At 68.9% G+C, this 26,765-nt stretch carries 27 protein-coding genes; 17 read left to right on the forward strand and 10 right to left on the reverse strand.

Translation table 11 applies throughout. The annotated features are described in order from the left end of the window. Positions 1-111: 111 nt before the first annotated feature. The 3 genes from ACZ54P_RS21415 to ACZ54P_RS21425 all read right to left on the reverse strand — a co-directional run bounded on the left by ACZ54P_RS21415 (position 112) and on the right by ACZ54P_RS21425 (position 3,451). Positions 112-690, reverse strand: coding sequence for an LOG family protein (locus tag ACZ54P_RS21415; protein ID WP_465463306.1), 579 nt, complete (start codon positions 688-690; stop codon positions 112-114). Next, entirely contained in the window at positions 690-1,475 is a 786-nt protein-coding gene (locus ACZ54P_RS21420) for an LOG family protein (protein ID WP_465463307.1), read from the reverse strand. Before ACZ54P_RS21420 ends, ACZ54P_RS21415 begins: the two co-directional genes overlap by 1 nt. A gap of 113 nt (positions 1,476-1,588) precedes the next feature. Further along, entirely contained in the window at positions 1,589-3,451 is a 1,863-nt protein-coding gene (locus tag ACZ54P_RS21425; RefSeq protein WP_465463308.1) for a glycoside hydrolase family 9 protein, read from the reverse strand. A 192-nt stretch (positions 3,452-3,643) separates the two neighbouring features. Here ACZ54P_RS21425 and ACZ54P_RS21430 point away from each other — a divergent pair, with 192 nt between their 5' ends. The 6 genes from ACZ54P_RS21430 to ACZ54P_RS21455 all read left to right on the forward strand — a co-directional run bounded on the left by ACZ54P_RS21430 (position 3,644) and on the right by ACZ54P_RS21455 (position 12,035). Beyond that, positions 3,644-3,853: a DUF397 domain-containing protein gene (locus ACZ54P_RS21430; RefSeq protein WP_465463309.1), complete on the forward strand. Its 210-nt coding sequence runs from the start codon at positions 3,644-3,646 to the stop codon at positions 3,851-3,853. Between the two features lie 38 nt (positions 3,854-3,891). Next, the gene (locus ACZ54P_RS21435) at positions 3,892-5,214 is read left to right on the forward strand and encodes a helix-turn-helix domain-containing protein (protein ID WP_465463310.1); all 1,323 of its coding nucleotides are present in this window, start codon (positions 3,892-3,894) and stop codon (positions 5,212-5,214) included. A gap of 278 nt (positions 5,215-5,492) precedes the next feature. After that, a complete protein-coding gene (locus tag ACZ54P_RS21440; RefSeq protein WP_465463311.1) occupies positions 5,493-7,757 on the forward strand; it encodes a M4 family metallopeptidase in 2,265 nt (754 codons plus the stop codon). An 85-nt stretch (positions 7,758-7,842) separates the two neighbouring features. After that, positions 7,843-9,432 carry a M28 family peptidase gene (locus ACZ54P_RS21445; RefSeq protein WP_465463312.1) on the forward strand — a complete coding sequence of 530 codons (1,590 nt, stop codon included), beginning with the start codon at positions 7,843-7,845 and terminating at the stop codon, positions 9,430-9,432. 208 nt (positions 9,433-9,640) lie between these two features. Next, positions 9,641-10,696 carry a chitinase gene (locus ACZ54P_RS21450; RefSeq protein WP_465463313.1) on the forward strand — a complete coding sequence of 352 codons (1,056 nt, stop codon included), beginning with the start codon at positions 9,641-9,643 and terminating at the stop codon, positions 10,694-10,696. Between the two features lie 82 nt (positions 10,697-10,778). Continuing rightward, positions 10,779-12,035 (forward strand): helix-turn-helix domain-containing protein, encoded by a 1,257-nt coding sequence (locus ACZ54P_RS21455; RefSeq protein WP_465463314.1) that lies wholly within the window; start codon positions 10,779-10,781, stop codon positions 12,033-12,035. A gap of 123 nt (positions 12,036-12,158) precedes the next feature. On the opposite strand, the gene dapE is transcribed toward ACZ54P_RS21455, so the two are convergent. After that, complete coding sequence (dapE, locus tag ACZ54P_RS21460) at positions 12,159-13,232, reverse strand: succinyl-diaminopimelate desuccinylase (RefSeq protein WP_465463315.1); 1,074 nt, start codon at positions 13,230-13,232, stop codon at positions 12,159-12,161. A 48-nt stretch (positions 13,233-13,280) separates the two neighbouring features. On the opposite strand from dapE, the gene ACZ54P_RS21465 reads away from it, so the two are divergent. From ACZ54P_RS21465 to ACZ54P_RS21475, 3 genes are all read left to right on the forward strand, one after another. After that, on the forward strand, positions 13,281-13,670 hold the full coding sequence (locus ACZ54P_RS21465; protein WP_465463316.1) for a hypothetical protein: 390 nt from the start codon (positions 13,281-13,283) through the stop codon (positions 13,668-13,670). Positions 13,671-13,698: 28 nt separating this feature from the next. Then, positions 13,699-14,685 carry a 2,3,4,5-tetrahydropyridine-2,6-dicarboxylate N-succinyltransferase gene (gene dapD, locus ACZ54P_RS21470; protein ID WP_465463317.1) on the forward strand — a complete coding sequence of 329 codons (987 nt, stop codon included), beginning with the start codon at positions 13,699-13,701 and terminating at the stop codon, positions 14,683-14,685. 117 nt (positions 14,686-14,802) lie between these two features. After that, entirely contained in the window at positions 14,803-15,774 is a 972-nt protein-coding gene (locus ACZ54P_RS21475) for a CHAD domain-containing protein (RefSeq protein ID WP_465463318.1), read from the forward strand. On the opposite strand, the gene ACZ54P_RS21480 is transcribed toward ACZ54P_RS21475, so the two are convergent. Next, the gene (locus ACZ54P_RS21480) at positions 15,750-17,153 is read right to left on the reverse strand and encodes an FAD-dependent monooxygenase (protein ID WP_465463319.1); all 1,404 of its coding nucleotides are present in this window, start codon (positions 17,151-17,153) and stop codon (positions 15,750-15,752) included. The two genes, ACZ54P_RS21475 and ACZ54P_RS21480, sit on opposite strands and share 25 nt — an antisense overlap. A gap of 79 nt (positions 17,154-17,232) precedes the next feature. Between ACZ54P_RS21480 and ACZ54P_RS21485 the strand changes: the two genes are divergently transcribed. Then, a complete protein-coding gene (locus ACZ54P_RS21485; RefSeq protein WP_465463320.1) occupies positions 17,233-17,841 on the forward strand; it encodes a TetR/AcrR family transcriptional regulator in 609 nt (202 codons plus the stop codon). Positions 17,842-17,943: 102 nt separating this feature from the next. Here ACZ54P_RS21485 and dapC read toward each other — a convergent pair whose 3' ends face one another. The 3 genes from dapC to ACZ54P_RS21500 form a co-directional block, all read right to left on the reverse strand. Further along, on the reverse strand, positions 17,944-19,035 hold the full coding sequence (dapC, locus tag ACZ54P_RS21490) for a succinyldiaminopimelate transaminase (protein ID WP_465463321.1): 1,092 nt from the start codon (positions 19,033-19,035) through the stop codon (positions 17,944-17,946). Further along, on the reverse strand, positions 19,032-19,352 hold the full coding sequence (fdxA, locus tag ACZ54P_RS21495; RefSeq protein ID WP_465463322.1) for a ferredoxin: 321 nt from the start codon (positions 19,350-19,352) through the stop codon (positions 19,032-19,034). The genes dapC and fdxA overlap by 4 nt, the downstream gene beginning before the upstream one ends. A 110-nt stretch (positions 19,353-19,462) precedes the next feature. Continuing rightward, positions 19,463-19,657: a hypothetical protein gene (locus ACZ54P_RS21500; protein ID WP_465463323.1), complete on the reverse strand. Its 195-nt coding sequence runs from the start codon at positions 19,655-19,657 to the stop codon at positions 19,463-19,465. A gap of 52 nt (positions 19,658-19,709) precedes the next feature. Between ACZ54P_RS21500 and ACZ54P_RS21505 the strand changes: the two genes are divergently transcribed. The 7 genes from ACZ54P_RS21505 (at position 19,710) to ACZ54P_RS21535 (ending at position 24,714) form a co-directional block, all read left to right on the forward strand. After that, the gene (locus tag ACZ54P_RS21505) at positions 19,710-20,444 is read left to right on the forward strand and encodes a GNAT family N-acetyltransferase (protein WP_465463402.1); all 735 of its coding nucleotides are present in this window, start codon (positions 19,710-19,712) and stop codon (positions 20,442-20,444) included. After that, on the forward strand, positions 20,441-21,439 hold the full coding sequence (gene cofD / locus ACZ54P_RS21510; protein ID WP_465463324.1) for a 2-phospho-L-lactate transferase: 999 nt from the start codon (positions 20,441-20,443) through the stop codon (positions 21,437-21,439). The genes ACZ54P_RS21505 and cofD overlap by 4 nt, the downstream gene beginning before the upstream one ends. Further along, on the forward strand, positions 21,432-22,769 hold the full coding sequence (locus ACZ54P_RS21515; RefSeq protein ID WP_465463325.1) for a coenzyme F420-0:L-glutamate ligase: 1,338 nt from the start codon (positions 21,432-21,434) through the stop codon (positions 22,767-22,769). Before cofD ends, ACZ54P_RS21515 begins: the two co-directional genes overlap by 8 nt. After that, positions 22,766-23,311, forward strand: coding sequence for an NUDIX hydrolase (locus tag ACZ54P_RS21520; protein WP_465463326.1), 546 nt, complete (start codon positions 22,766-22,768; stop codon positions 23,309-23,311). The genes ACZ54P_RS21515 and ACZ54P_RS21520 overlap by 4 nt, the downstream gene beginning before the upstream one ends. 31 nt (positions 23,312-23,342) lie before the next feature. Next, positions 23,343-24,059, forward strand: coding sequence for a hypothetical protein (locus ACZ54P_RS21525; protein WP_465463327.1), 717 nt, complete (start codon positions 23,343-23,345; stop codon positions 24,057-24,059). Positions 24,060-24,142: 83 nt separating this feature from the next. Further along, complete coding sequence (locus ACZ54P_RS21530) at positions 24,143-24,493, forward strand: GntR family transcriptional regulator (RefSeq protein ID WP_465463328.1); 351 nt, start codon at positions 24,143-24,145, stop codon at positions 24,491-24,493. 29 nt (positions 24,494-24,522) lie between these two features. After that, a complete protein-coding gene (locus tag ACZ54P_RS21535) occupies positions 24,523-24,714 on the forward strand; it encodes a hypothetical protein (protein WP_465463329.1) in 192 nt (63 codons plus the stop codon). On the opposite strand, the gene ACZ54P_RS21540 is transcribed toward ACZ54P_RS21535, so the two are convergent. Both ACZ54P_RS21540 and manB read right to left on the reverse strand, forming a co-directional pair. Then, positions 24,715-25,611, reverse strand: coding sequence for a DNA-3-methyladenine glycosylase family protein (locus ACZ54P_RS21540; protein WP_465463330.1), 897 nt, complete (start codon positions 25,609-25,611; stop codon positions 24,715-24,717). 2 nt (positions 25,612-25,613) lie between these two features. Further along, the gene (gene manB, locus ACZ54P_RS21545; RefSeq protein ID WP_465463331.1) at positions 25,614-26,693 is read right to left on the reverse strand and encodes a mannose-1-phosphate guanylyltransferase; all 1,080 of its coding nucleotides are present in this window, start codon (positions 26,691-26,693) and stop codon (positions 25,614-25,616) included. Positions 26,694-26,765 lie beyond the last annotated feature (72 nt).

Consider the following 26,765-nt stretch of genomic DNA (forward strand, 5'->3'; position numbering starts at 1 on the left):
AGCCGAATCGGCCGACAAGGAGTCGGCGGCGCGGGGCGGGATGGGTTGGCCGTGAGTGGCGATTCGGGCTAGAACCCGAATCGCCACTCACGACCCACCGGACAAAAAGCGCTACTTAGCCCACTTAGGCCGCGGAGGAGGCACGTAGTCCGCGAAGGCGTCCAGAAGGACCGAAGCGTCCGAGTCGATCAGAAGCATGTCCCGGTACCCCGCCGACAAGAAGCCTTCCGAGACCATGTGGTCGGCGAACTTCAGCAGCGGCGCGTAGTACCCGCCGACGTCGACCATCCCGATCGGCTTCTCGTGCAGCCCGAGCTGGGCCCAGGTCCACACCTCGAACAGTTCCTCCAGCGTCCCGGCCCCGCCGGGCAGCGCGAGGAAGCCGTCGGACAGCGCGGCCATCTTCGCCTTCCGCTGGTGCATGTCGGCGACGACGTGGAGTTCGGTCAGGCCGGCGTGCGCGATCTCGACGCTGCCCAGCGCCTCCGGGATCACGCCGATCACCTCGCCGCCCGCGGCCAGCGCGGCGTCCGCGATGACGCCCATGGTGCCGACCGAAGCCCCGCCGTAGACGAGCCCGATCCCCCGCGCGGCCAGCAGCGTTCCCAGCGCACGGGCCTCGGCCGCGTAGCGCGCGTCGAAGCCCATCGACGAGCCGCAGAAGACGCATACCCTGCGCGGCGCCGCCATCAGTGGGTGTCCTCCCACGCCTTGTACGACTCTTGCACGACGCGCACGGCGTCGTCGATGTCGTCGGTGACGTGCAGAAGTTCGAGGTCCTTCTGGCCGATCTTGCCTTCGGCGAGCAGCGAACTGGCGATCCAGTCGTACAGGCCACCCCAATAGGCGCTGCCGAACAGCACGACCGGGAACTTCGTGACCTTCTTCGTCTGCACCAGCGTGAGCGCCTCGAACAGCTCGTCGAGCGTGCCGAAGCCGCCGGGGAGGCAGATGAACGCCTGCGAGTACTTGATGAACATGGTCTTGCGGGCGAAGAAGTACCGGAAGTTGACGCCGAGGTCGACCCATGGGTTCAGGCCCTGCTCGAACGGCAGCTCGATGCCGAGGCCGACGGAGAACCCACCCGCCTCGTTGGCGCCGCGGTTCACCGCTTCCATCGTGCCGGGGCCGCCGCCGGTCATCACCGCGAAGCCCGCGTTCGCGAGCGCGCCGCCGATCTTGCGGCCGAGTTCGTATTCCGGGTTGTCCCGTTTGGTCCGCGCCGAACCGAACACCGTCACCGCGCGCGGCACCTCGGCCAGCGCACCGAAGCCTTCGACGAACTCCGCCTGGATCCTCAGCACCCGCCACGGGTCGGTGTGCACCCAGTCGCTCGGCCCCCGTGAGTCCAGCAGGCGCTGGTCGGTGGTGCTGCCCTGGTCACGGCGATCCCGCCGCAGCACGACCGGGCCCTTGTGGCGCTCGATCGGACGTTCCGGGTACTGGCCGTCGGGGAACTCGCTTGTCTCACTCACCCCGCCAAGACTACGACGTCGTCACGGTCCGGAGCGGCAGCATCGCCGCGAACAGGAGTTGTCGGATTCGCGAACGCGGGACCCGCTCGGGCGAGCGGGTCCCGCGAAAGCGGCTAGGAACGTCCGGTCAGCGCGAACGCGAGCATGGCCGTCGAGGTGAAGTCGATGGCCGGCTCGTTGCTGGGCCACGAGGCGAGGTCATCGGCGTAGCGGGCCTCGGGGGTGTCGAAGGCTTCGAAGGGTTTCTTGCAGTCCTTCGAACCGGGCGGGAGCTCCATGTGCTCGAAGTTCTCCGCCCCGTTGGGACCGTTCACGACGGCGCCGTAGAGCAGTTTCTCCTCGCCGGCGAGGTTCGCCGCCTGATGGTGCGGGCACCGCGGGTACGTGGTGCCGACGCCGACGACCAGCGAGATGCCCCAGGCGTTCGCGCCGAGAGTGAAGTTCCGCTGCTGCGAGCCGAACGCCGCGTACCGGCGGTCCCCGGTCAGGTCCGCGTACAGCCGCTCGGTCGCGGCGAACCCGAAGCTTTTGCTCGCCGCGTCGAATTCCTTCACCGAGACGGCGGTCCGGAAAGGACTCTGAGCCGCGCTCGCGACACCTTCGTCGAGCTGACGGCGGAGGTCGCTGATCAGCTCCTTCGGACCGAGCGCCGCACCCGGGACACCGTGCCGCAGGAGCTTCGCCAGTTCGGCGTGCGCCAGCGCGCTGGTGTCGTACAGGTTGAGCGTGCTCTTCTCCTCGAGGTCGATGTATGCCTTCGCCCAGTGTGCCGCCTGCCGCGTCCAGTCGGTGGACCGCGGATCCCGCAAGGCCTTCCCCGCCAAGGCGAGCTGCGTCGCGCCGAGTTCCATGTCGTCCCGCCAGGACGATTCCGGGTAGTACGCGTGCGGGAACGCGGTGACCAGTTCGCCGACGTTCTCGGTCTTGGCCTGCGCGAACACCGAGGCGGCTTCGGCCAGGTACTTCCCGGCCAGCGCCGGGTTCCGCCGCGCCTCCACCTGCGCGCCGAGCGCGAACGCGGCGGCCACGCGGCCGGCGAGGTTCGGGCTGAGCGCGGAACCGCCGGGGTTCGCCGGGAAGACCGGCCGGTGCTTCACGAAATACTTAGGGTCACCGGGTTTCACGTCGAGCGGGTCGTCGTCGTGTGGGTTCCGCCAGACGTCGTGGTCACCGAGGAAGCCGAACTTGTCGCTCCCCGTCCCGATCCCGACCTGGGCGTAGAGCGTCTTGCTGTTCTGGTCCCACATCTTGTCGAGCCAGTCGAGGCCGAGCGTGACCTCCTTGGCCAGCGCCGGGTCGTAGCCCTCGCGGAGCACATAACCCAGCTCCGCCAACGAGTACGCCGTGTTCGACGTGAACTTGACGAAGTCGCCCGCGTCGACCCAGCCGCCCTCGACGTCGATCGGCCCGCCTGCCGGCTTCAGCGGTTCGGTGATCTCGTCACCGAATTCACCGCCGAACGCGGGCCATTCGTAGACCGTGGCCTGCTTGTCCGCCAGATGTGAGGGTTTACGGTCGAGACGGCCCGGAACGATGTCGTCGCCGTCGCGCTGCGCCTGGAAGAACTCGTTGGTGGCACGGACGAGCGGCGTGAAGAGCCGCTGCTTCGTGTCCACCCGGAACGTCGGCGACGTCGCCTTGGTCTCGCCGCTGACCTCGATCCGGTACTTGCCCGGCAGCCAGACCTTCGACAGGTCGAGCTGGTACACCGCCGGGTATTGCGCGTTCCACGCGCCGAGCGAAGCCCCGGTCCGTCCACGATGGACGGTCCGGCCGCGTTCGTCGACCACCGAAAAAGATCCCGGCGCACTGGACAGAAGATAGGCGTATTTGGTCTCGGTGATGCCGTAGCCGACCTGATCGACCCGGACCTCACCTCGCACCGCCGCCGCGGCCGAAACCGCCGGAACCGTCAAACCCCCGAGGACCAGTGCCGAAACCGCGGCCACCGCCCGGGACCAGGAACTCACCATCATCGGCGCCCCGCTCACAATTGGTCTTGCTTAGTTAAGAAAGTTTCCTTTTTATTGCGCACGACGCTAGCGCCCCGGCCAGCCCTCGTCAATATGTCCGTTTCACCCGACCGGTGAGTTCAGTTGCCAGTCGGGAAACCACAGGATTCGAAGCATGGTCAGCGGGTATCCCACAGATGACCGAATGGAGCTTCGATGACCCTCACCTGGCACGAGCGCATGTCCGGCTGGCACAAGTCGAGCTATACGCACTGGGAAGAGAACGCCTGTGTCGAAGTCGGCACCGACGGCACCCTCGTCGGCATCCGGGACACCAAGCAGCGGGAACTCCCGCTCCACGTCAGGCCGGTCCTCGTGGTCTCCGCGACCGGTTTCACCGCGCTTCTCACCCACCTGTCCGGCTGACCCCGGATACCCGCCGGGTAATCGTCTACCGTGTACCGATGCCGTCCCTGCGAACGGAGGCCGAACCACTCGGCGCGCGGATCCGGCGGTTGCGCAAGGCCCGCGGGCTGACCCAGCGTGAGCTCGCCGAGCCCCGCTACGACCGCGGTTTCCTCGCCAAAGTCGAGTCCGGCAGCCGCGTGCCCTCGGACGACGTCCTCTCCCATCTCGCGGTGCGGCTCGGCCTGACCGAGGACGAACTCCGCTTCGGCAGGCCGCCGGGCGCGGCCGAAGAACTCACCGCCGCGCTCGAGACGGCGTATCGGGAGCTGCAACAGGGTGGCCTCGATGCCGCCGAGCGGGAGTTCACCCGGATCGAAGACCGGGCGGCCGCATACCGGCTGCCGGACGTCCAATGCCACGCGCGGTTCTATCTCGGCGAAGTCCGGTGGCAGCGGTACGACATCCCATCGGCGGCCGAGGGCTTCGCCCACGCGATGGAACTCGCCGAAGCCGCGTCGCCCCGGTTGCGCGCGATGATCGTCAACCGGGTCGCCGCCTGCCGCGCACTATCGGGTGATCTGGGCGCGTCGGTCGCGCTCGTCGAAACCGCGCTCGCGGAACTCCGCGCCGCCGGCCCGGTCGATCCCGACGCCGAACTCGCACTGGTGACCGCGCTCATCCACCCGCTCATCGAAATGGGCGCGCTCCGCCGCGCCCGGCGGGCTGCCGAAGAAGGACGGCGCGCCCTCGCCTCCGCGCACCGCAAGGACATCGCCGCGCGCTACCACCGGCAGGCCGCGCAATTGTGGCAGGCGATCGGACTGGCCGACCGCGCCGAAAAGGATCTTTCGCGAGCGCTGCGGTTGTTCACTTCCATCGGCTACGACCGCGACGCCGCCCGGAGCCGCTGGGCCCGCGGCTTCCTGTGGCGGCGGCTGGGCAAACTCGACGACGCGCACGCCGAACTGCTGCTCGCCCGCGATCTCTTGGCCGAAGCCGGCTCTCAGGAAGGCGTCCTCGGCGCGACCATCGAACTCGCCGACGTCCGCCGCCGTCAAGGCGCGCTCGACGAGGCCGCCGAACTCGCCGAGGGAATCCGCCCGCTTCTGGATCGATCCCCCGACATCGAAGCCCAGGCGGAGGTTCTCCGCCTGCTGGGACTCATCGCCCGCGCCCGTGGCGATCTGCCCAAGGCGACCGCGTTACTCGAAGAAGCGGCCACCGCACAGGAAAAGTCCGAATTGCGCGGCGCGCTCGTGGCGACGTCGCTGCATTTGGGCGACACCTTGCGCGCCCGCGGCCTGCTCGGCGAAGCGGCGGCGGCGTATCGGCGTGGCGTTCGCGCGGCCGCGATGTCCGATTCCGGGCCGTTGGACTGAAAACCATACGAAAGTCGCCATATGTCGCGGCTGGCGGGAAAATCCTTACTACACAGGGATTTTACTCCTGGCGAAAAGATCTTCGACTGTTCCGCTAGGCCATCCGGCCCATTGACTCGTCCGGTGACCGGCTCCTTTACTCGGACGTGTCCATCGGGATAACTCCAGTTATCCCGGCGGACACACTCCCCGTCCCCGCCGTGCTCCCACCCCGGTCGAATTCCCCGCCGCGCCGCTGGCCGTCCCGGGTACACGGTCCTGCCCATGGAAGGTTCCCCATGACCGTTCAACGAGGGCTCAGAACAGGGTTGGCGGCCATCGCCGGCCTTGCCCTGAGCTTGACGTTCCCGGCGACCCCGGCGAACGCGACCACCGTCACCAGCCAGCCCGCGAGCCCCGATTCCGTGGCCGCGAACGCGGCCGACCAGGCCGCCGCGGCCGGTGTGGACAGTCTGCGCAAGGGCGCCCAGGAGGCTTTCCGCCGCGTCGGACTGACTCCGGGTGGCGGAGGGCTCTTCTACGCCGCTTACGAACGAACCTATCGTGGCCTGCCGGTGGTCGGCGGGGACGCGGTCGTGGTCGCCGACGGCGCCGGACGCGTCCGGGGCACCAGCGCCGCGGAGACCGCGGCGATCTCGGTCGACATCAAGGCCAAGATCACCGCGGCGAAGGCGACCGAGGTCGCCCGCGGCCAGCTGTCCACAGTGGACGGCGTCACCGCGCCGAAGCTCGTCGTACTGGCGGGGAATTCTCCGAAGCTCGCCTACGAGGTGGTCGTCGCCGGCACCAAGGCGACGGCGCCGAGCAATCTGCACGTCTTCGTGGACGGGACCACCGGCGCCATCCTTCAGACGCGTGACGACGTCAAGATGTCCAACGCTCCCGCTGCCGCGCAGACCACGACCGGTGAGGTCGGCACGCTGGGCGCCGGGAACAGCTACTACGTCGGCAACGTCTCCATCGACACGACGAACTCCGGTGGCACGTACACCATGCGCGACCCGCAGCGCACCAACATCAGCTGCGCCCGCCAGAACGGCTCGCCCTTCAGCGGACCGGACGACAACTGGGGCAACGGCTCCGGCACCGACCTGGAAACCGCCTGTGTCGACGCGCTCTTCGGCGTCCAGACCGAGTGGAAGATGCTGAGCGAATGGCTCGGCCGCAACGGGATCAACGGCAACGGCGGCGGCTTCCCCGCCTACGTCGGCCTGAACCAGGCCAACGCCTACTGGAACGGTTCCTCGACCACTTACGGCCGCTCCTCGGACAGCCAGCGCCAGGCAACCCCGATGGACGTCGTCGCGCACGAGTACGGCCACGCCATCTTCCAGACCACGCCGGGCGGCGCGGGCAGCGGCAACGAGAACGGCGGCCTCAACGAGTCCACCGGTGACATCTTCGGCGCCATCACCGAGCACTACGCCAACAACGCCAAGGACACCCCGGACTACGACGTCGGCGAGGGCGTGAACCTGGTCGGCCGCGGGCCGATCCGCTACATGAACCAGCCGAGCCGGATCTCCGGCAACCCCGACTGCTACTCGTCGTCCATCCCGAACACCGAGGTGCACGCCGCCGCCGGTCCGCAGAACCACTGGTTCTACCTGCTGGCCGAGGGCACCGCGCCGGTGGGCAAGCCCGCCAGCCCGACCTGCAACAACACCTCGATCACCGGTATCGGCATCCAGAAGGCCGGGAAGATCTTCTACAACGGCCTGCTGAAGAAGACCTCCAGCTGGAACCACAAGGCGGCCCGCAAGGCCACCCTGGAAGCGGCGCTCGCGCTGTACCCGGGTTCCTGCACCGAGTTCACCACCACCAAGGCGGCGTGGGACGCGGTCAGCGTGACCGCGGCGACCGGCGAACCGACGTCGTGTACCCCGCAGGGCAACGACTTCTCGGTCGGCGTCACCCCGGCGTCGGGATCGGTGAAGCCGGGCGAATCGGCCTCCGTCACGGTGAACACCGCGACCACCAACGGTACGGCGCAATCGGTGGCACTGAGCGCCAGTGGCCTCCCGGCCGGGGCGACCGCGACGTTCAACCCGGCTTCGGTGCAGTCCGGCACCTCCTCGACGCTCACCATCGCGACGTCGGCGAGCACCCCTGAGGGCACCAGCACCATCACGGTGACCGGTACCGGGGCCAGCGGCGCGCGCACCGCGCAGTACAAGCTGACCGTCGGCACCGGCGGTGACGTGCGGACCTACAGCAACGACACCGACTACGCGCTGAACGACTACGCCACGGTGAACAGCCCGATCACCTCGACCGCGACCGGCAACGCGGTGTCGCCGGTCAAGGTGACGGTGACCGGCACGCACACCTGCTCCGAGGACCTTCGCATCAGCCTGAAGGCCCCCGACGGCAGCACGTATTCGGTCAAGGCGACCGGTTCCCTGCCGTGCACCGATCTGGGCACCCGGAACTACTCGGTCAACGTGACCAACGAAGTCGCGGCCGGCACCTGGACCCTCGTGGTCTACGACGCCTACGCGCAGGACACCGGCACGCTCAGCAGCTGGTCGATCACCGTCTAGCCCCCGTTCCGTGAAGGCCTCCTTGCTTACCTTGAGGGTAGGGAAGGGGGCCTTCACGGACCGCCCGAGAAAGGAATACCCCGGCATGAAGTGGGGAAAGCGATTAGGCGCGGCCGTCGTCGGCATGGCCGCCGTACTGGGTGTCGTCACGGCGCCCGCGCAGGCGGCCACGGCCGCCGCCGCGCCGGACATCTCGCTCGCCAACGTCAAGGCGCACCTGAGCGCGTTGCAGACGATCGCCAACCAGAACGGTGGCAACCGCGCCTCCGGACGACCTGGCTATCCGGCGTCGGTGTCCTATGTGGCACAGAAACTGCGCGACGCCGGCTACAACGTCACGTTGCAGACCTGCACGACCTGCGCGGGCCAGAACCAGAACGTGATCGCGGAATGGCCGCAGGGTGACGCCAGCCAGGTGATCATGCTCGGCGCGCACCTCGACAGCGTCGCCGCCGGTCCCGGGATCAACGACAACGGTTCGGGTTCGGCCTCGATCCTCGAAGTCGCGCTGACCCTGGCGCGCGAGAACCCGACCATGGCCAAGCGGGTCCGCTTCGGCTGGTGGGCCGACGAGGAGTCCGGGCTGCGCGGGTCCAAGCACTACGTCAACAGCCTGCCGCAGACCGAGCGCACGAAGATCAAGACCTACCTGAACTTCGACATGATCGGCTCCGACAACTGGGGCTATTTCGTCTATGACGACGTGGCTTCGGTCAAGGCGGTGTTCGACGAGTACTTCAGGACGATCGGCATCCAGACCGAGGGCGACACGGAAGGCGACGGCCGTTCGGACCACGCGTCGTTCAAGAGCGCGGGCATCCCGGTCGGCGGTCTCGCGACCGGTGCCGGATACACGAAGAGCGCCGCGCAGCAACAGAAGTGGGGCGGCACCGCCGGAAGGGCGTTCGACAGCTGCTACCACCGCGCCTGCGACACGCTGTCCAACATCCCGGACACCCCGCTGGAGAAGAACAGCGACGCGATCGCCTACGCGGTCTGGAAGCTGGCTGTCGGCGCGTCGACGGGCCCCGACTTCTCGATCGGCCTTTCGCCAGCCTCCGGCACCGTCCAAGCAGGACAGTCGGCGACCGTCACGGTCAACACCACGACGACTTCCGGTGCGGCACAGGCGGTTTCGCTGAGCGCCAGTGGTCTTCCCGCCGGGGCGACCGCGACGTTCAACCCCGCTTCGGTGCAGTCGGGCGGTTCCTCGACGCTCACCATCGCGACGTCGGCGAGCACTCCCAACGGCACCAGCACGATCACGGTGACCGGTGACGGGACCTCGGTGGACCGCACGGCGCAGTACACGCTCACGGTCGGCGACGTCAGCGTGCGCACGTTCACCAACGGCACCGACTACGCGCTGAACGACTACGCGACGGTCAACAGCCCGATCACGTCCAGCGCGACGGGTACGGCGACCTCGCCGGTCAAGGTGTCGGTCACCGGGACGCACACCTGCTCCGAGGACCTCCGGATCAGCCTGAAGGCCCCCGACGGCAGCACGTATTCGGTCAAGGCCACCGGTTCGCTCCCCTGCACCGATCTCGGTACCAGGACGTACTCGGTGCCGGTGACCAACGAAGCCGCTTCCGGCACGTGGACGCTCGTGCTTTACGACGCCTACGCGCAGGACACCGGCACGCTCGACAGCTGGACCATCACCGTCTGACCACCCGAATGACGAAGGCCATCTCACGAGGACACCCGGCCTCGTGAGATGGCCTTCGTGCTTTTCACGGAACGAGGTCCGGACAACTTTTCGATATCTGGTCTAGACCACCCGATCGTCGGTAGCGGCGTGCGGACACCGCGATCTATGTTGAGCCGAACGGCCGCTTCCTGTTCAACCGCATTCCTTTTCGAGAGGGGAGCTGGGTATGTTCGGTCGCGTCTCACGGCTGCTCGCCATCACCGGCGCGGCGGTACTCGCCGCCACCACACTCGTCGTCTTGACCCCGGCGCAGGCCTCGGTGGACGCCGACGTCTGCCCGGTCAAGTCGAAGCCCGCGGGCAAGGTCCTGCAGGGCTACTGGGAAAACTGGGACGGCGCTTCGAACGGCGTCCATCCGCCGATGGGCTGGATCCCGATCACCGACGCGCGGATCAAAGCCAACGGATACAACGTGATCAATGCCGCCTTTCCGGTCATCCTGTCCGACGGAACGGTCAAATGGGAGGACGGGATGGACGCGACTGTGAAGGTCGCGACCCCCGCCGAAATGTGCGCCGCGAAGGACGCGGGCGCGACGATCCTGATGTCGATCGGCGGTGCCACCGCGGGAATCGACCTGAATTCCACCGCGGTCGCCGACAAATTCGTCTCGACCATCGTGCCGATCCTGAAGAAGTACAACTTCGACGGGATCGACATCGACATCGAGACCGGCCTCGTCGGCAACGGGAACATCAACTCGCTGTCGCCGTCGCAGAGCAACCTCATCCGCATCATCGACGGCGTACTCGCCCAGATGCCGCCGAACTTCGGCCTCACCATGGCACCGGAGACCGCGTACGTCACCGGCGGCAGCGTCGTCTACGGCTCGATCTGGGGCGCGTACCTGCCGATCGTCAAGAAGTACGCGGACAACGGCCGGCTGTGGTGGCTGAACATGCAGTACTACAACGGAAGCATGTACGGCTGCTCGGGCGATTCGTACCAGGCCGGGACGGTTCAGGGCTTCGTCGCACAGACGAATTGCCTCGACAAGGGTTTGGTGATCCAGGGCCAGACGATCCGCGTGCCCTACGACAAGCAGGCGCCAGGGCTGCCCGCGCAGGCCGGTGCCGGTGGCGGATACATGTCGCCCAGCCTGGTTTCCCAGGCATGGCGCAGCATTCCGTCGCTGAAGGGCCTGATGACGTGGTCGATCAACTGGGACGGCTCGCGGAACTGGACGTTCGGGCGAAACGTGAAAGCGTTGCAGGGCCGCTGAGACCCGCCTCGTGAGTGCTAATGACGGTTAGAACCGTCATTAGCACTCACGAGTCAGTTGTCGCGCCGTATCGTTCTCGGTCATGGGCGAGGAGATCGGTGGACGACTGCGACGGCTGCGCGCCGAGCGCGGCCTCACACAGCGTGAACTCGCCGAGCCGCACTACACCGCCGCGTACGTTTCGTCCGTCGAGACGGGGGCACGGACCCCATCCGGTGACGCGCTGCGCCATTTCGCCGCCCGGCTCGGGGTCGACACCGGCGAACTGCTCGGCGTGACCTCGCCCCGCGACGACGTCCGGCTCGATCTGGACATCGCGATGGCCGCGTCGGACTTCCTGACGGGGAAGGGCTCGGCTCTGAAAATGCGGCGGCTGGCCCGGCGAGCGGAGCGGATCGGCCGGGCGCGCCAGGCAGGGCTCGCCTGGCTGTGGCTCGCGCGGTACAGCGAGAGCGACGATCGGCCACGACTGATCGCCGCCGCCGAAGCCGCCCTCAGCGAGGACGTCCCGCCGTACCGCGAACTGGCCATGGCGTCGCGGGCGAACGTCCTGATCGGCTGGGGCGAACCGCACCACGGGATGCACCTGCTCCGGACCGCACTCGACGCGAGCCTTGAGGACCATCCGCATCCTGTGCTCCTGCTGACCTTGCGGGGACACCTCGCCGAAGGGCACCTCCGCCTCGGCGAGACCGCTCAGGCCGCGCAGCACGCGAGCGAGGCACTGCGGCTGGCTCGCGGGGACGAGGAGATCCTGACCGAACTCACCGAGAACCAACGACGATTGGCCGAGGCCTACCTCGGCGAAGGGCGGGTGGCGGACGCCGTCGCTGCCGTATCGGTACTGCACGATCTGCTCCACGAGCGTGCCTTGCGGCCGGTGCTGGCCCGGTGTCTGTTCGCGCGGGCCCTGGTCCGTCGTGCCGACGACCTTGAAGGCGCTCTCGCGGACCTTCGCGCGTCAAGGGCGGCCGCGCCCGATCACGCCGTCACCCTGGAACTCGCCGACCTCTGCCGCGAACTCGGTCGCCTCGACGACGCCGCCGCGCTGCTCTCCGAAGCGGCCGAAGCCATCCCGGCGGACTCGCCGCACTCCGCTTCGCTCATGTTCCAGCAGGGCTCACTGGCGTTGGCCCGTGGCGATCTCGAAGCAGCCGAAGCGGGCTTCACGCACGCCATCGACGTGGCCGCGCTCCGCGACGCTCGCGGCGTCTTGGCCGCTTCGGTCGACAAAGCGGGAGGGCTGCTTCTCGATCAAGGGCGCATCGAAGAGGCCGCGGACCTGCTGCGGCGTGGACTGCTCCTGCTGGGCGCCGAAGAGGACTCGCCGGGGCGATAGCAAAGGTCCCTTGCTCCCTTTCCGCAGGTCAGAGTGGCCAGGCGGCCATGAAGGAATCGGGACACTCAACGTCTCGATTCCTTCATCGTCACGGGAACGGTTCCCGCGGTTCAGCGACGGCGCCTAGCCGAGAAACTCGCGCAGCACCGCGGCGACCTGACGGATCTCACCGGCCCGCACGTGTTCCTGCCGCGTGTGCGCCAGCGTCGGGTCGCCGGGACCGAAGTTAACCGCCGGAATCCCGAGGGCCGCGAAGCGTGCGACATCGGTCCAGCCCAGCTTCGCGACCGCCTTGCCACCGGCCGCCGCGACCAGCTCGGCCGCCGCGGGGACGCTCAAGCCGGGCAAAGCGCCTGGCGACAAGTCGACAACCTTCACGTCGTAGCCCTCGAAGACCTCGCGAAGGTGGGCTTCGGCCTGCTCGGCGCTCCGGTCCGGGGCGAAGCGATGGTTCACCGTGAGCACGGCCTCGTCCGGTACGACGTTGCCCGCGACCCCGCCGCCGATCTTGGTGGCCTGCAGGCCCTCGCGGTAGGTCAGGCCGTCGATGTCGACCACTCGCGGCGTGTACTCGGCCAGCCGGCGCAGCGGTTCGGCGAGGCCGTGGATCGCGTTGACGCCCATCCAACCGCGCGCGGTGTGCGCCCGGACGCCTTCGACGCGGATCTCGATCCGCATCGTGCCCTGGCAACCACCCTCGATGCCGCCGTTCGAAGGCTCGCCGAGGATCGCGAGGTCGCCCCGCAGCCATTCGGGCAGCTCGCGCTCGATACGGCCGAGACCGTTCTTCGTCGCTTCGATCTCTTCGCAGTCGTAGAACACGAACGTGACGTCGTGCCGGGGTTCCCGGAGAGCGGCGGCGAGGTGCAGGAAGACGGCGTCGCCGCTCTTCATGTCGACGGTGCCGAGGCCGTGCAGGATCTCGTCGTCACCTGTCCCCTCACGGCGCACCGGCAGGTTCTCGTTGACCGGAACGGTGTCGAGATGCCCGGCCAGCACCACCCGCGAAGGACGGCCGAGGTTCGTGCGGGCGAGGACGGCGTCACCGTTGCGGATCACCTCGAGGTGGGGCGCCTGCGTCTCCAACGCGGCCTGCACGGCGTCCGCGATGACCTTCTCCTCTTCCGAGACGCTGAAGATGTCCACCAGCGCGGCGGTGAGGTCGACGGGGTCCGCGTGCAGATCGAGCGAAGGCATGCCCGCACCGTACCGGCGGGGCCGCGGGGCTACCGTGAGGGAGTGCGCATGCGAGTGGTCTTGGTCGCCCTTCTCCTGCTACTCAGCGGCTGCGGATCGGGCGAGGTCCCGGTGACGGTGAAGCCCACCCAGAGCGCCGGTCCGGACGTGCTGCCGATCAAGCTCAAGGCACTGACCACCGACCGGTGCTATCTGACGCCGGGAGCCGAATCACCCAAGGGCTGCCAGAAGTACGTCACCGAACTCTCCAGCGCCGCGGGCAGTGTCCGCAAGCGCAGGCCGGATCTGTCGGCGAGCGCCGACGCCCTCGATCGCCCGATCGCCGCCTTCCGCACCGCGAACTGCCAGGACCAGGCCGCGCCCGGCGGCGCGTGCGGCCAGGCGCTCGTCGACATGTCGGCGGCGTTGACCAGCGTGAAGAGCCTCGTCGGCGGTTGACGCAGGTCACTGGGTTACCGTTCAGGGCGTGAGCGAGCAGACCCCTGATCCCGAAACGACCGGCGCCACCGGCGTCGGACTGGCCACCGTCACGACCGACGGCACGGTGCTGGACACCTGGTTCCCGCTGCCCAAGCTGACCGAGAACGCCGAGGACAAGCCCGGCACGGTGCGGCTGACCGCGGAAGAGGCCTCCGAGGCCCTCGGCGAGGCGGCCGCCGCCCAGCTCGGTCCGGACACCGACCGCGGCGTCGAGGTCGTCGCGGTCCGCACCACCATCGGCCACCTCTCCGACGCCCCCGGCGATACGCACGACGTCTATCTGCGCCTGCACCTGCTGTCGCACCGGCTGGTCCGGCCGCACGGCGCGAACCTCGACGGCATCTTCGGCCTGCTGGCCAACGTCGTGTGGACCAACCACGGGCCGTGCCCGGTCGAGGGCTTCGAGGCGACCCGGCTGCGGCTGCGGGCGCGTGGCGACGTCACCGTCTACAGCGTCGACAAGTTCCCCCGGATGGTCGACTACGTCGTGCCGACCGGCGTCCGCATCGCCGACGCCGACCGCGCCCGTCTCGGCGCGCACCTGGCCAACGGCACCACGGTCATGCACGAGGGCTTCATCAACTTCAACGCCGGCACGCTCGGCGCCTCCATGGTCGAGGGCCGGATCTCCGCGGGCGTCGTGGTCGGCGACGGTTCCGACGTCGGCGGCGGCGCGTCGATCATGGGCACCCTGTCCGGCGGCGGCAAGGAGACCATCTCGATCGGCGAGCGCTGCCTGATCGGCGCGAACGGTGGCATCGGCATCTCGCTCGGCGACGACTCGGTCGTCGAGGCCGGCCTCTACGTCACGGCGGGCACGAAGGTGACCTTCGAGGGCAAGGTCGTGAAGGCGCGGGAGCTGTCCGGCATCTCGGGCGCGATGTTCCGGCGGAATTCGGGGACCGGCGCCGTCGAGGTCGTCGCGCGCAGCGGCGTCGGCATCGAGCTGAACGCGGCCCTGCACGCCAACTGACCTGCGAAAAGAGAGCAAGGGACCTTTGCTGTCACTCTCCCCCGGAGAGCGATAGCAAAGGTCCCTCGCTTCTCTCACGGCCTGTACCACCTCGCCGGTTCACCTAGAATTCATCTTGTGACAGCCGAGGCCCCGCCGCGCAAGAACGTCCCTTCGACCACCCCTGCCGCACTCGGGCTCGGTGAACGTCCCGCGAAAGCCGGGCCGGACGATCCGGCGGCCGCCCACGTCCGGGTCAAACTCGACGTCGAGATCCGCGCGCTCCTCGCGCACGAACCCGGCACCAAATCCGGCGCCGACCCCGAGGACCTGCACCAGATGCGGGTCGCGCTGCGCCGCATGCGCAGTGTCCTCAAGCTGTCGGGCCGCCTCATCGGACCGGACGCCGAACCGGTGCGCGCGGAGCTGGGCTGGCTCGGCCAGTCACTTGGTGAAGTCCGGGATCACGACGTCCTGATCGGACATCTGCGGGAGGTCGTCGCGGAGTTCGAGGTGCGCGACCAGCCCGCCGCGCGCCGTCTGGTCTCGAAGTTCGTCACCGAACGCGGAGTCGCGAAGCGGCGGCTCACACGCGCGCTCGCCAGCCCCCGGTACGCCGCGATGTTGCAGGACATCGGCCGTCTCGCCCGGCAGCCCGCCACCGGCGAATCCACTTCCGGGGCCGGGTCCTCCTCAGCGGATCTCGTCGCCGGCCTCGCGAAGCCGCATCAAAAGCTCGCGAAGGCCGTGAAGGCGCTTTCCACCAATCCCCCGGACGACGACCTTCACGCGCTTCGCATCTACGGCAAGAAGCTCCGCTACGCCGCCGAGATGGCCAAGCCTGCCGCGAAGAAGAAGCAAGCGGAGCGGATCCAGCGGCTGATCAAGGCCACGAAGAACTTCCAGACCGTCCTCGGGGAACATCAGGACGCCTGCGTCGCCGCCGATCGCATGCGCACTGTCGTCGCCTCTGTCGACGCCGAGGTCGCCTTCATCGCGGGCCGGGTCGCGGAGAAGGAACTGCTGCGCCGAGCCGAGGTCCGTGCCGTGTGGCGCGATGCCTGGGCCGAGGTCGACGAGGCCGCTCAGGCGGTGATCGCGCGAAGGTAGCCGTCCGGCCGGATCAGCACCTGGCGCCCGTTCTCGGCCTCGTATGCGGCGAAAGCGTGCCCGCCGACGTCTTCGAAGTCCACATCGGACAGGGTGCTGCCCGCGGGCAGGATTCGGCGCGCGCCTTCGGGCGCGGGACCGTCGCCGAACACCAGCACGGTCGCCTGCGGGCCGCGTAGCAGTTCGAAGAGCCGGACGGGTTTGCCGTTCGCGTCGGCCAGCGGCGCGTCCGGCGCGCGGTCGCCGGGCCGGATCCGGCCGGTCGACGCGGGCGCGAGCGGGCCGCCGCGATACCCGATGTCGAGCTGACGCGTGTTCTCGCCGCGTTCGTGCGCGTCTTCCGAGCCTTCCTTGTACTTCTCCAGGATCTCCGTGCTGATCTTCAGCACTCGCGCCGCGACGCCGCGCCGCTCGGGCTCGTAGCTGTCGAGCAGCTCGGCCGAACCATCGGCGAGTTTCCAGCCCAGGTTGTACGCGTCCTGCACGCCGGTGTTGAGCCCCTGTCCGCCGGTGGGCGGGTGGACGTGCGCCGCGTCGCCGGCGAGGAACACGCGACCCTCCCGGAATCGTCCGGCGAGCCTGATGTTCGGCCGCCACACCGTCGACCAGGCGAGATCGTGCAACCGGACCCCACCGCCGGACAGCTCGTCGAACCGGGACTGCAACGTCTTCAGCGACGCCTCGACCGCCTCCTCGCCCAGTGACGCGCCGAACTGGAAGTGCGGCACCCCGGGCAGCGGCGTGAGCACGATCCCCGACATCGGGTCCTCGGGCTTCGCGAACCAGTGCCCGTACGCGCGATCGAGCCCCTCAGCCTGGACGTCGCCGAGCAGCATGCGGATCGATTCGTCGGTGGTGCCCTCGAACGCGATCCCGAGCGCCTTGCGCACGAAGCTCTTGCCACCGTCCGCGCCGACGAGGTAGCCGACCCGGATCCGCTCGCCCGGCAGCTCGGCGGTCACGCCGTCGGCGTCCTGTTCGAACCCGAGCAGCGGGGTACCAAGCTCGACCTGGACACCGAATTCGGCGAGCCGGTCGCGCAAGATCGCCTCGGTTCGGGACTGGCCGAGGAACCAGCCGTTCGGATACGGCACGTCCGGCGTCGGCTCGACCGGTTCGGCCATCATCCGCTCGCCGACGACTTCGCCGCCCAGGTGGATGCGTATCGGCACCGGCGCCTGCCCGGCGGCTAGCACGGCGTCCAGCACGCCGAGATCTTCGAAGACCTCCAGCGTGCGCGGTTGGAGGCCGTCGCCGCGTGAACCCTCGAAGAACGTCTCGGCTTTCTCCACGATCCGCACACCGACACCGCGGCGCGCGAGATCGATGGCCAGCGTGAGCCCGGTCGGCCCGGCTCCCGCGATCAGAACCTCGGTCATCTCTCCTCCAGTGAATTATAATTCAGTGAATCTTGATTCACTATGACCGTTGCTAGCCTTCCGTGTCAAGGAGGTGCCGATGACGGCGACGAGCCGCAAGGAGAAGGCGGCGGAGACCGAGACCGCGCTCAAGGACGCGGCGAAGCGCGTTTTCGCGGCGAAGGGGTACCTGAACACCAAGATCACCGACATCACGGCGGAGGCCGGCCGGGCGGCGGGATCGTTCTACAACCACTTCGCGAGCAAGGAAGAGCTACTCGAAGCGCTCCTCGCGGACCTCGCGGCGGCGAGCGACGTCAACGCGTCCTCGCCGGAGCACAAAGCCGACTTCACCGACCCGGACGCCGTGCGCTGGCACGTCCGCGAGTACTGGAACTTCCATCGCGACAACGCCGCGACGATGCTCGCGCTGCGCCAGGCCGCGATGGTGAGCGACGAGTTCGCACGCACCTACGCGCGGTTCGGCGCCGATCAGGCGGAGGACATCCTCGGCCACCTCGGGTTCATCACCGCGGCGGGAATGGAACTACCGGCGTCGGAACGGCTCTCGCTCGCGATGATGGGCGAACTGGTCAACGGTTTCGCGCATACGTGGCTGCTGGATCCGTCCTCGGTCTCCGAAGAGGAGGCCATCGAGGCGCTGACGCGGTTCATCTACCGGGGCTTCACCGGTCGCGACGTCACCTGAGCGCCGCAGTCACCCTCGTGCTATGAAAGGTCCTTTCCTTGCAAATTTTGCAAGGAAAGGACCTTTCATAGCGCGCTACCCGGTGCGAGAACCGAGTCGAACTCAGGAGGCGAGGCGTTCCGCGGCCGCGTCGATCCGCTCGTCCGTCGCCGTCAGGGCGATCCGGACATGCCGTCCGCCCGTCGGCCCGTAGAAGGTGCCCGGCGCGGCGAGGATGCCGCGATCGGCGAGCCACTCGATCGTGTCGCGCGCGGATTCCCCGCGCGTGGACCAGAGATAGAGCCCCGCCTCGGAGTGCGAGATCTCGAAACCGCTGTCCAGCAACGCTTTCCGCAGCACCAGCCGTCGGCGTGCGTAGCGTTCCCGTTGCACGGCAAGGGCTTCGTCGTCCTTCAGCGCGGCGACCATGGCCTCCTGCACCGGACGCGGCACGATCAGCCCGGATTGCTTGCGGATCTCCAGCAGTCCGGCGACGAGCTTGGGGTCGCCGGTGACGAAACCGGCGCGGTAGCTGGCGAGGTTCGCGGACTTCGACAGCGAGTGGACGGCCAGCAGGCCGTCGAGGGTGCCGCCGTGCACCGACGGATGCAGGATCGACACGGGCTCGCTTTCCCAGCCCAGCGCCAGATAGCACTCGTCGGAGACCACGACGACGCCGCGTTCCCGCGCCCAGTCGACGACCTTGCGCAGGTGGTCGACACCGAGCACGCGCCCGGTCGGGTTCGACGGCGAGTTCAGCCACAGCATCGACGGCCGTTGCGGGCCGAGCGCGATCGTGCTGTCCGCACGCAGCAGGGAAGCGCCGGCCAGCAGCACGCCGACCTCGTAGGTCGGATACGCCACCTCGGGGATGACGACGAGATCACCGGGGCCGAAGCCTAGTTGCCGCGGCAGCGAGGCGACCAGTTCCTTCGAACCGATCGTCGGCAGCACGGCCTCGGCGGGAACGCCCTCGATGCCGTGCCGTCGCGAAAGCGCCTCGATCGCGGCGGCCCTCAGCTCAGGGATCCCGTGCGTGGTCGGGTACCCCGGGATGTCCGACACGGCGGCGAGTGCCGCGCGGACGCTCTCGGGGACCGGGTCGACCGGCGTGCCGATCGACAGGTCGACGATGCCGCCGGGATGTGCCTGGGCCTTCGCCTTCGCTTCGGCGAGGGAATCCCAGGGGAAATCAGGAAGAGCGACCCGGCTCATTCGCCCTGCGGGGGAAGAGCCTTGATGAAGGCGGGGTCGTGACCGGTCTTGCCGACCTTGGAGGCACCACCGGGCGAGCCGAGTTCGTCGAAGAAGTCGACGTTGGCCTTGGTGTAGTCGTTCCACTCGTCGGGGACATCGTCCTCGTAGTAGATCGCCTCGACGGGGCAGACCGGCTCGCAGGCACCGCAGTCGACACATTCGTCCGGGTGGATGTACAGCATGCGGTCACCCTCGTAGATGCAGTCCACGGGGCACTCGTCGATACACGCCTTGTCGAGCACGTCGACGCAGGGCTCGGCGATCACGTAGGTCACTGCGCACTCCTGCTTTATCTCTGCTTCACCAGTCTGCAACGGACATTACGCGCCCACGGGCGCGACCGGCCCGCTTAGGCCACCCTTATCCGTACTCCGGGTATGTGCCTTCAGCGGTCCCTCCGGCGCGGCGGCGGAGTGGCCCTGCTGTCCCCAGTGATGACGAATTTCGGCGCGGCGGGCTTCGCCGCCTCCGCGTTCTTCTCGTCGACGGGCTTTTCCGCGTCCCATGCGCGGTTGAAGCCGTCGGAGATCTCGCGGACCAGGTCTTCGTTGTGGCGATCGTCCTTGCGCGCGATGCTCATCGGGTCCCTCCACTGCCTTCCTTGACACAATCTAACCGTGAACAGTGCGGAAATGCTCGAGCTCACCTGTAGCCGGGCCTGGCCTCCCCTGCTGGAGAGCCGGATCGGGGACTGGCGACTGCGCTGGGCGGACGGGTTCACCGCCCGCGCCAACAGCGCCCTGGCGATCGGCGACCCGGGAAAACCGCTGACAGCGGCCCTGCGGGCGGTCTGTGACTTCGCCGACGATCATGCCATCCCACCGGTCGTCCAGGTGATCCAGAACACGTCCACCGAAGCCGGCCTCGCCGCGCATGGCTGGGTCCACCATGTGGAACACCGGCCCGCCCACGAGGTGCGGGTGATGACCGGACCGCTCTCGCGCGGGACCTCGTCGGGAGCGGTGGTCCTCGACGAGCCGACGTCCGGATGGTGGGAGCTGACGACGGGCGGCACCGAGCCCGCGGACGCGCCGCGCCACGTCCTCGGCACCGGCAAGGTCGGGTTCGGGGTCGTGGAACGGGACGGCGTGACGGCCGGGGCGGTGCGCGGCGGGATCGTCGGCGAGTGGCTGCACATCGCCCGGCTGGAGGTCCGTGCCGAGTTCCGGCGACAGGGGCTGGCACGCGGGCTGATGAACGCCATCGGCGCCTGGGGTGCCGCTCAGGGCGCGACCGGCATCGTGCTGCAGGTCGCCATGGGGAACTCAGGCGCGCTGAAGCTGTACGAGAGCCTGGGCTGTACGGAGCACCACAGGTACCGCTACTGGGCCCCTGGTCCGGACGCGTGCGAGGATCGCCTGTCGTGAAGGTCGTCATTGTGGTCGGTGGAGTGGGCGGGGCCCGCTTCCTGCTGGGGGTCAAACAAGCACTGGGTCTGCCCGCGATCGGTTCCGCCCCGGAATCGCCGCATGAGGTGACCGCGCTGGTGAACACCGGGGACGACGTGTGGATGCACGGTCTGCGCATCTGCCCGGACCTGGACACCTGCATGTACACCCTCGGCGGGGGGATCGACGAAGAACGCGGCTGGGGGCACTCCGGCGAGACCTGGACGGTCAAGGAGGAGCTCGCCGCGTACGGCGCCGAACCGACCTGGTTCGGTTTGGGCGACAAGGACATCGCGACGCACCTGATCCGTTCGCGGATGCTGCGCGCGGGATATCCGCTCTCGCAGGTCACCGAGGCGCTGTGCGACCGCTGGCAGCCAGGCGTCCGCCTGCTGCCCATGTCGGACGACCGCGTCGAAACGCACGTCGTGATCGACGATCCCGACCACCCGGAGCAGCGGAAGGCGATCCACTTCCAGGAGTGGTGGGTGCGCTACCGCGCCGAGCCGAAGGCGCATTCGATCATCGCGGTCGGCGCCGACGAGGCGAAACCGGCGCCGGGCGTGCTGGACGCGATCGCGGGTGCCGACCTCGTGCTGTTCGCGCCGTCCAACCCGGTCGTCTCGGTCGGCACCGTCCTCGGCGTCCCCGGTGTGCGCGACGCGCTGCGGAAGACGCGCGCCAAGGTCGTCGGTATCTCGCCGATCATCGGCGGGAAGGCGTTGCGCGGTATGGCCGACGCCTGCCTGAGCGCGATCGGGGTGGAGACGTCCGCGGAAGCCGTCGGGCGGCATTACGGCTCCCGCGAGGAGTCCCCGGAAGGCGTGCTCGACGGCTGGCTGGTCGCCGAGGGCGAAACCGTCGACGTACCGGGGGTCGCCGTCCGCGACGTCCCCCTGCTGATGTCCGATGTGGACGCGACCGCGGCGATGGCGCGCGCGGCCTTCGAGCTGGCCGGAGTTTCCGTTGACTGACCACGCTTCCGCGAAGATCGAGATCCTGCCGGTCGACGGCCTCCCGGAGTTCCGCCCCGGCGACGACCTCACCGGGGCGATCGTCACGGCGGCCCCCTGGCTGCGGTCGGGCGACGTCCTGGTCGTGACCAGCAAGATCGTCTCCAAGACCGAAGGCATGCTGATCCGGGTCCCGGCCGATCCTGAGGAGCGCGACGCCGCCCGGCGCAAGCTCGTCGAGGAGGAGTCCGTCCGCGTGATCGCGCGGATCAACCGGACGGTGATCACCGAGAACCGGCTGGGCATCGTGCAGGCCGCGTCCGGTGTGGACGCGTCGAACGTGGCCTCCGGCGAGGTCGCGCTGCTGCCGTCGGATCCGGATGCCTCCGCGCTCGCGCTGCGGAACGGGCTGCGCGAGCGACTCGGCGTCGAGGTCGCGGTCGTGATCACCGACACCATGGGCCGCGCGTGGCGGGTCGGGCAGACCGACGCCGCGATCGGCGCGTCCGGCCTGCGGGTGCTGCACTCCTACGCGGGCGAGATCGACAGCCAGGGCAACGAACTCGCGGTGACCGAAGTGGCGATCGCCGACGAACTCGCCGCCGCGGCGGATCTGGTCAAGGGCAAACTCGGCGGGACCCCGGTCGCCGTCGTACGCGGTTTGCCCTTGACCGACGACGGATCCACCGCCCGCAAGCTGATCCGGCCGGTCGAAGAGGACCTGTTCCGGCTCGGCACCAACGAAGCCATCGCCCAGGGCCGTCGGGAAGCCGTGCTCGCGCGGCGTTCTATCCGGTCTTTCACCGACGAGCCGGTCGATCCCGACGTGCTGCGCCGTGCCGTCGGAACGGCACTGACGGCTCCCGCGCCGCACCACACCAAACCGGTCCGGTTCGTGTGGCTGCGCGAAGAAGGCTTGCGCCGCAAGCTTCTCGACGCGATGAAGGCGTCGTGGCAGGCCGATCTCGAAGGCGACGGCTTCACCTCGGAGCAGGTCGCGAAACGGCTCAGCCGAGGCGACATCCTGTACCGGGCACCCGAGGTCGTGGTGCCGTTCCTCGTCGCCGAGGGCGCGCACACCTACCGCGACGACCGCCGGAATGCCTGTGAGCACACGATGTTCACCGTCGCCGGCGGTGCGGCGGTGCAGGGTCTGCTGGTCGCGCTCGCCGCCGAAGACCTCGGCTCGTGCTGGATCGGGTCGACCATCTTCGCGGCCGGCATCGTGCGTGAGGTCCTCGGCCTGGACGCGCGCTGGGAGCCGCTCGGCGCGGTCGCGATCGGCCATCCCGCCGCCCTGCCGCCCGCCCGCGGTGCGAGCGAACCCGGTGAAGGACTCCTCGAACTGTGAGCCTGCATGACGACGCTGTATCCACTTTGTCCGGTTGGCGACCGGCGGACGCCGCTCAGGAATCCTTGCGCCAGGCCTATTTGGGCTTCCTCGCCGCTCGTGACGACGTCTGCCGTCGCGAATGCGCGGCGGGACACATCACCGCGTCGGCCGTACTTCTGGACGCCGACGCGGAGAACGTCCTCCTCACCCTGCACCCGCGAGTCGGACGCTGGCTGCAGCTCGGCGGGCACTGCGAACCGGGTGACGCGACGCTCGCGGACGCGGCACTGCGCGAGGCACGCGAGGAGTCGGGCATTCACGACCTGGTCATCGATCCGGTGCCGGTGCATCTCGACGTCCACCCGATCACCTGCTCGCTCGGCGTGCCGACCCGGCATTTCGACGTGCGTTTCGCCGTGCGCGCACCGAAAGGCGCACAACCGGTTCAAAGCGACGAATCGGACGATCTTCGGTGGTGGCCGGTGAAATCCCTGCCGACCGGATCGGAAGATCTGGCCGAACTGGTGGAAGCCGCCTTGCCCGCGACGTCCGGCCGTTAAGGTGTCGGCTGACGTCCTAAAGGGGGAATCAATGCTGACGGCGCTGACGCCATACCTCGACCGGGTCCGGGTCCACAGCAGCGGTGACGGTGACGGCTTCGGCTGGTTTCTGCTGATCCTGGCGATCATCATTATCATCATCGTGGTCGTGGTGATCATCGTGAAGGTCAACCAGGCGAAGAAGCCGCCGATGACCTTTCCGCAGAACCCGAACTTCGGCGGTGGCGGCCCGGCTCCGGGTTTCCCGCCGCCTCCCCCGCCCACCGGTGGCCCGGCGCCGCAGGGCGCTTGGCAGCAGCAGCCCCCGCCCGGTTTTCCGCCGCCTCAGCCCGGTTACGGCCAGGCGCCCGGCTTCCCGCCGCCGGCCCCGGTTCCGGCGGGTTTCCCGCCGCCGCCCGGTCAGGCCTTCGGCGCGCCTCAACCCGGCATGTTCCAGCCCGGCATGTTCCAGCCCGGCATGCCCCAGCCCGGCATGTCCCAGCCCGGTTTCCCGCCGCCGCCCCCGCCGTCGGGTCCGCCGATCGACGGCAGTGCCGACCGCACGCAGGTCGTGTCCCCGCAGCAGCAGGCGGACGCCGGTGCCGACCGCACCCAGGTCGTCTCGCCCGCGAACGCGGACCGCACCCAGGTCGTCTCACCCGCGAACGCGGACCGCACCCAGGTCGTCTCCCCGGCGGGCGGCGACCGCACTCAGGTCGTACCCGGTGGCGCGGGTGACGCCACCCAGGTGGTCCCGCCCCGTCAGTAGCCCCGGATGTCCGTGAAGGCCTCCTTCCCTACCCTCAGGGTGGTGAAGGAGGCCTTCACGGCATTCCAGCAGGGAGAAATCGCATGATCAGGGTCGACCCGAACTCCTCGGTCCCGCCCTTCGAGCAGGTGCGCACCGGCTACGCGGCGCAGATCAACGACGGCGCCCTACCCGTCGGGGCGAAACTGCCGACCGTGCGCAAACTGGCCGAAGACCTCGGCATCGCCCCGAACACCGTCGCCAAGGCCTACCGGGAACTCGAGGAAGCGGGCCTGATCGAGACCCGCGGCCGCGCGGGGACGTTCGTCAGCGCGGTCGGCGACGAGTCCCGTGAACGGGCCCAGCAGGCGGCGGCCGACTACGCGGCGCTGACCAGGAAACTGGGTCTCGACCGCGACGAAGCCAAAGCGATCGTCGACGCCGCGCTGGGCTGAACCCCGCCCCTGCCGGTTAGGCTCTCGGCATGGTCTTCCTTCTGGTACTGGTCGTCCTCTTCGTGGTGCTGGCCGCGGTCGGGATCGGCGTCTACTTCCTCGTGAAGTCGAACAACAAGCCGCAGCCGCCCGCCCTGCCGCACCACCAATACCCGCCCCAGAATCCCCAGCAGTACCCGAGCCAGCAGCAGACCTACCCGCCGCAGGGCTGGGGCAACTAGTCACATGGCGCGGTAATCACGAAGTTCGATCTTCGGCCCAAACCTCGGGCGGCGGAATCCGGCCGTCGACAGGTAGCGCACCGCGCGCTGCCGCTGAGGCGAATACGGCGCCAGCACCTCGGACATCCCGGCGTCGTCGAGTTTCGTGCCGACGAGCGCGTGCCCGACCATCGACGGGATGTTGTAGTCGCCGAAGCTCACCGCGTCCGGGTCGCCCCAGGCGCGCTGCGCGATCTCCGCGGCGGTCCACACTCCGATGCCAGGGACCTTCCGCAGCCAGGCCCGTCCTTCCACGCCCTTCAGCTCGATGGCCTTTTCGAGCCGGGGCGCGACGCGGGCGGCGTTGATGAGCGTCGTCCGCCGCTTCAGGTCCACCCCGGCGCGATGCCATTCCCAGTCCACGATGGACCGGATGGCGACGGGCGTCGGCGGCACCCGCAACCGGGACGGCCCCGGCCCAGGCGCCTGCTCCCCGAACCAGCGGCACAGTTCGCCCCAAGACCGCAGTGCCTCCGTGCTGGTCACCTTCTGTTCCAGCACGGCGAGCACCAGCGCGTCCCACACCCGGCCGGTCGAACCGAGCCGCAGCCCCGGATTGCGGCGCCGCGCCGACGCGATGACGTCATGGTGCGCCACGAATTCGGAGTCGTCGTCGTGCGCGCCCAGCATCGCCGGGACACCGTCGAGCAGCCTGTCCGCGCCCGGGCCCCAGGCCTCCGCCTCGATCTCGCCGTCCGCGCGCCGCAGCAGCGCGAGCGTGCCCGCGCCGTCCGCGGTGTTGGCGGCCAGCCAGGTGACGCCGCCCTCGGTGCGGACGACGTTGGGCGAGTGTGACCCACGGCTCAGCGGACCCAGCACCGCGTCCAGGTCGAGTTCGTAGCCGGGGGTGAACCGCATGGCTAAGCGTCGCTCGAGAAACGAATGCCGCCCTCGGGCAGGGTCACCCCAGGCCATACGCGGACGCCGTCGAGCAGCTCACAGCCCGCGCCCACCGTGGCACCGTCCCCGATGACGACGCCGCGGAGCACGGCTCCCGCGCCGACCTTCACCCCGGCGCCGAGCACCGAGCGCTCCACAACGGCCCCTTCGCCGACCTCGGCGCCGTCGAAAACGACCGATCCGTCCACGATCGCACCCTTGCCGATCAGCGCGCCCGCGCCGATCGTCGTCCCGCCACGCAGCTCGGCCTCCACGAAGACGCCGGCGCCTTCCAGCACCAGCGCGTCACCGGTCGGCCCCGGCAGCGCCGACGTCGGCGCCACACCGCGCACGAGGTCCGAACTACCCTGGACGAACGCCTCCGGCGTGCCGACGTCGAGCCAGTAGGAGGAGTCCACGAACCCGTGCAGATGCGCACCGTTATCGAGCAGCGTGGGGAAGGTCTCGCGTTCGACCGAGACCCGGCGGCCGGCCGGGATCGACTCGATCACCTCGCGGCGGAAGACGTAGCAGCCGGCGTTGATCTGGTCGGTCGGCGGATTCGGTGTCTTCTCCAGGAAGGCAGTGACGCGGCCGTTCTCGTCCGTCGGCACCGAACCGAAGCGGCTGGGATCGGCGACGCGCTGCAGATGGAGGGTTACATCGGCGCCGGAATCCGTGTGCGTCCGCAACTGTTCTGCGAGGTCGGCACCGGAGAGGATGTCGCCGTTGAAGACGATCACGTTGTCCGCGCGCAAGCGGTCGTAGACGTTGCGGATGGCGCCGGCGGTGTCGAGCGGCTCTTCCTCGACGACGTATTCGAGTTCGAGACCGTGCTCCGACCCGTCGCCGAAGTACTCCTCGAAAACCTCCGCCCGATACGAAGTTCCCAGTACAACGTGGGTGATCCCGGCCTCGCGGATCCGCGAGAAGAGGTGGCTCAGGTACGGCGTGCCCGCCGTCGGAAGCATCGGTTTGGGCGCCGAGAGGGTCAGCGGGCGCAGCCGGGTTCCCTTCCCCCCGACGAGCACCACCGCATCGGCCTTGACCTCAGACGTCACAGAGAACTCCTCCTGTATCACGCGCCGCCGGGCGACAAGCCGCGGGAAACCCTGACGGCGGCCGCCCCGAGG

This window comes from Amycolatopsis sp. NPDC034160, assembly GCF_055575355.1.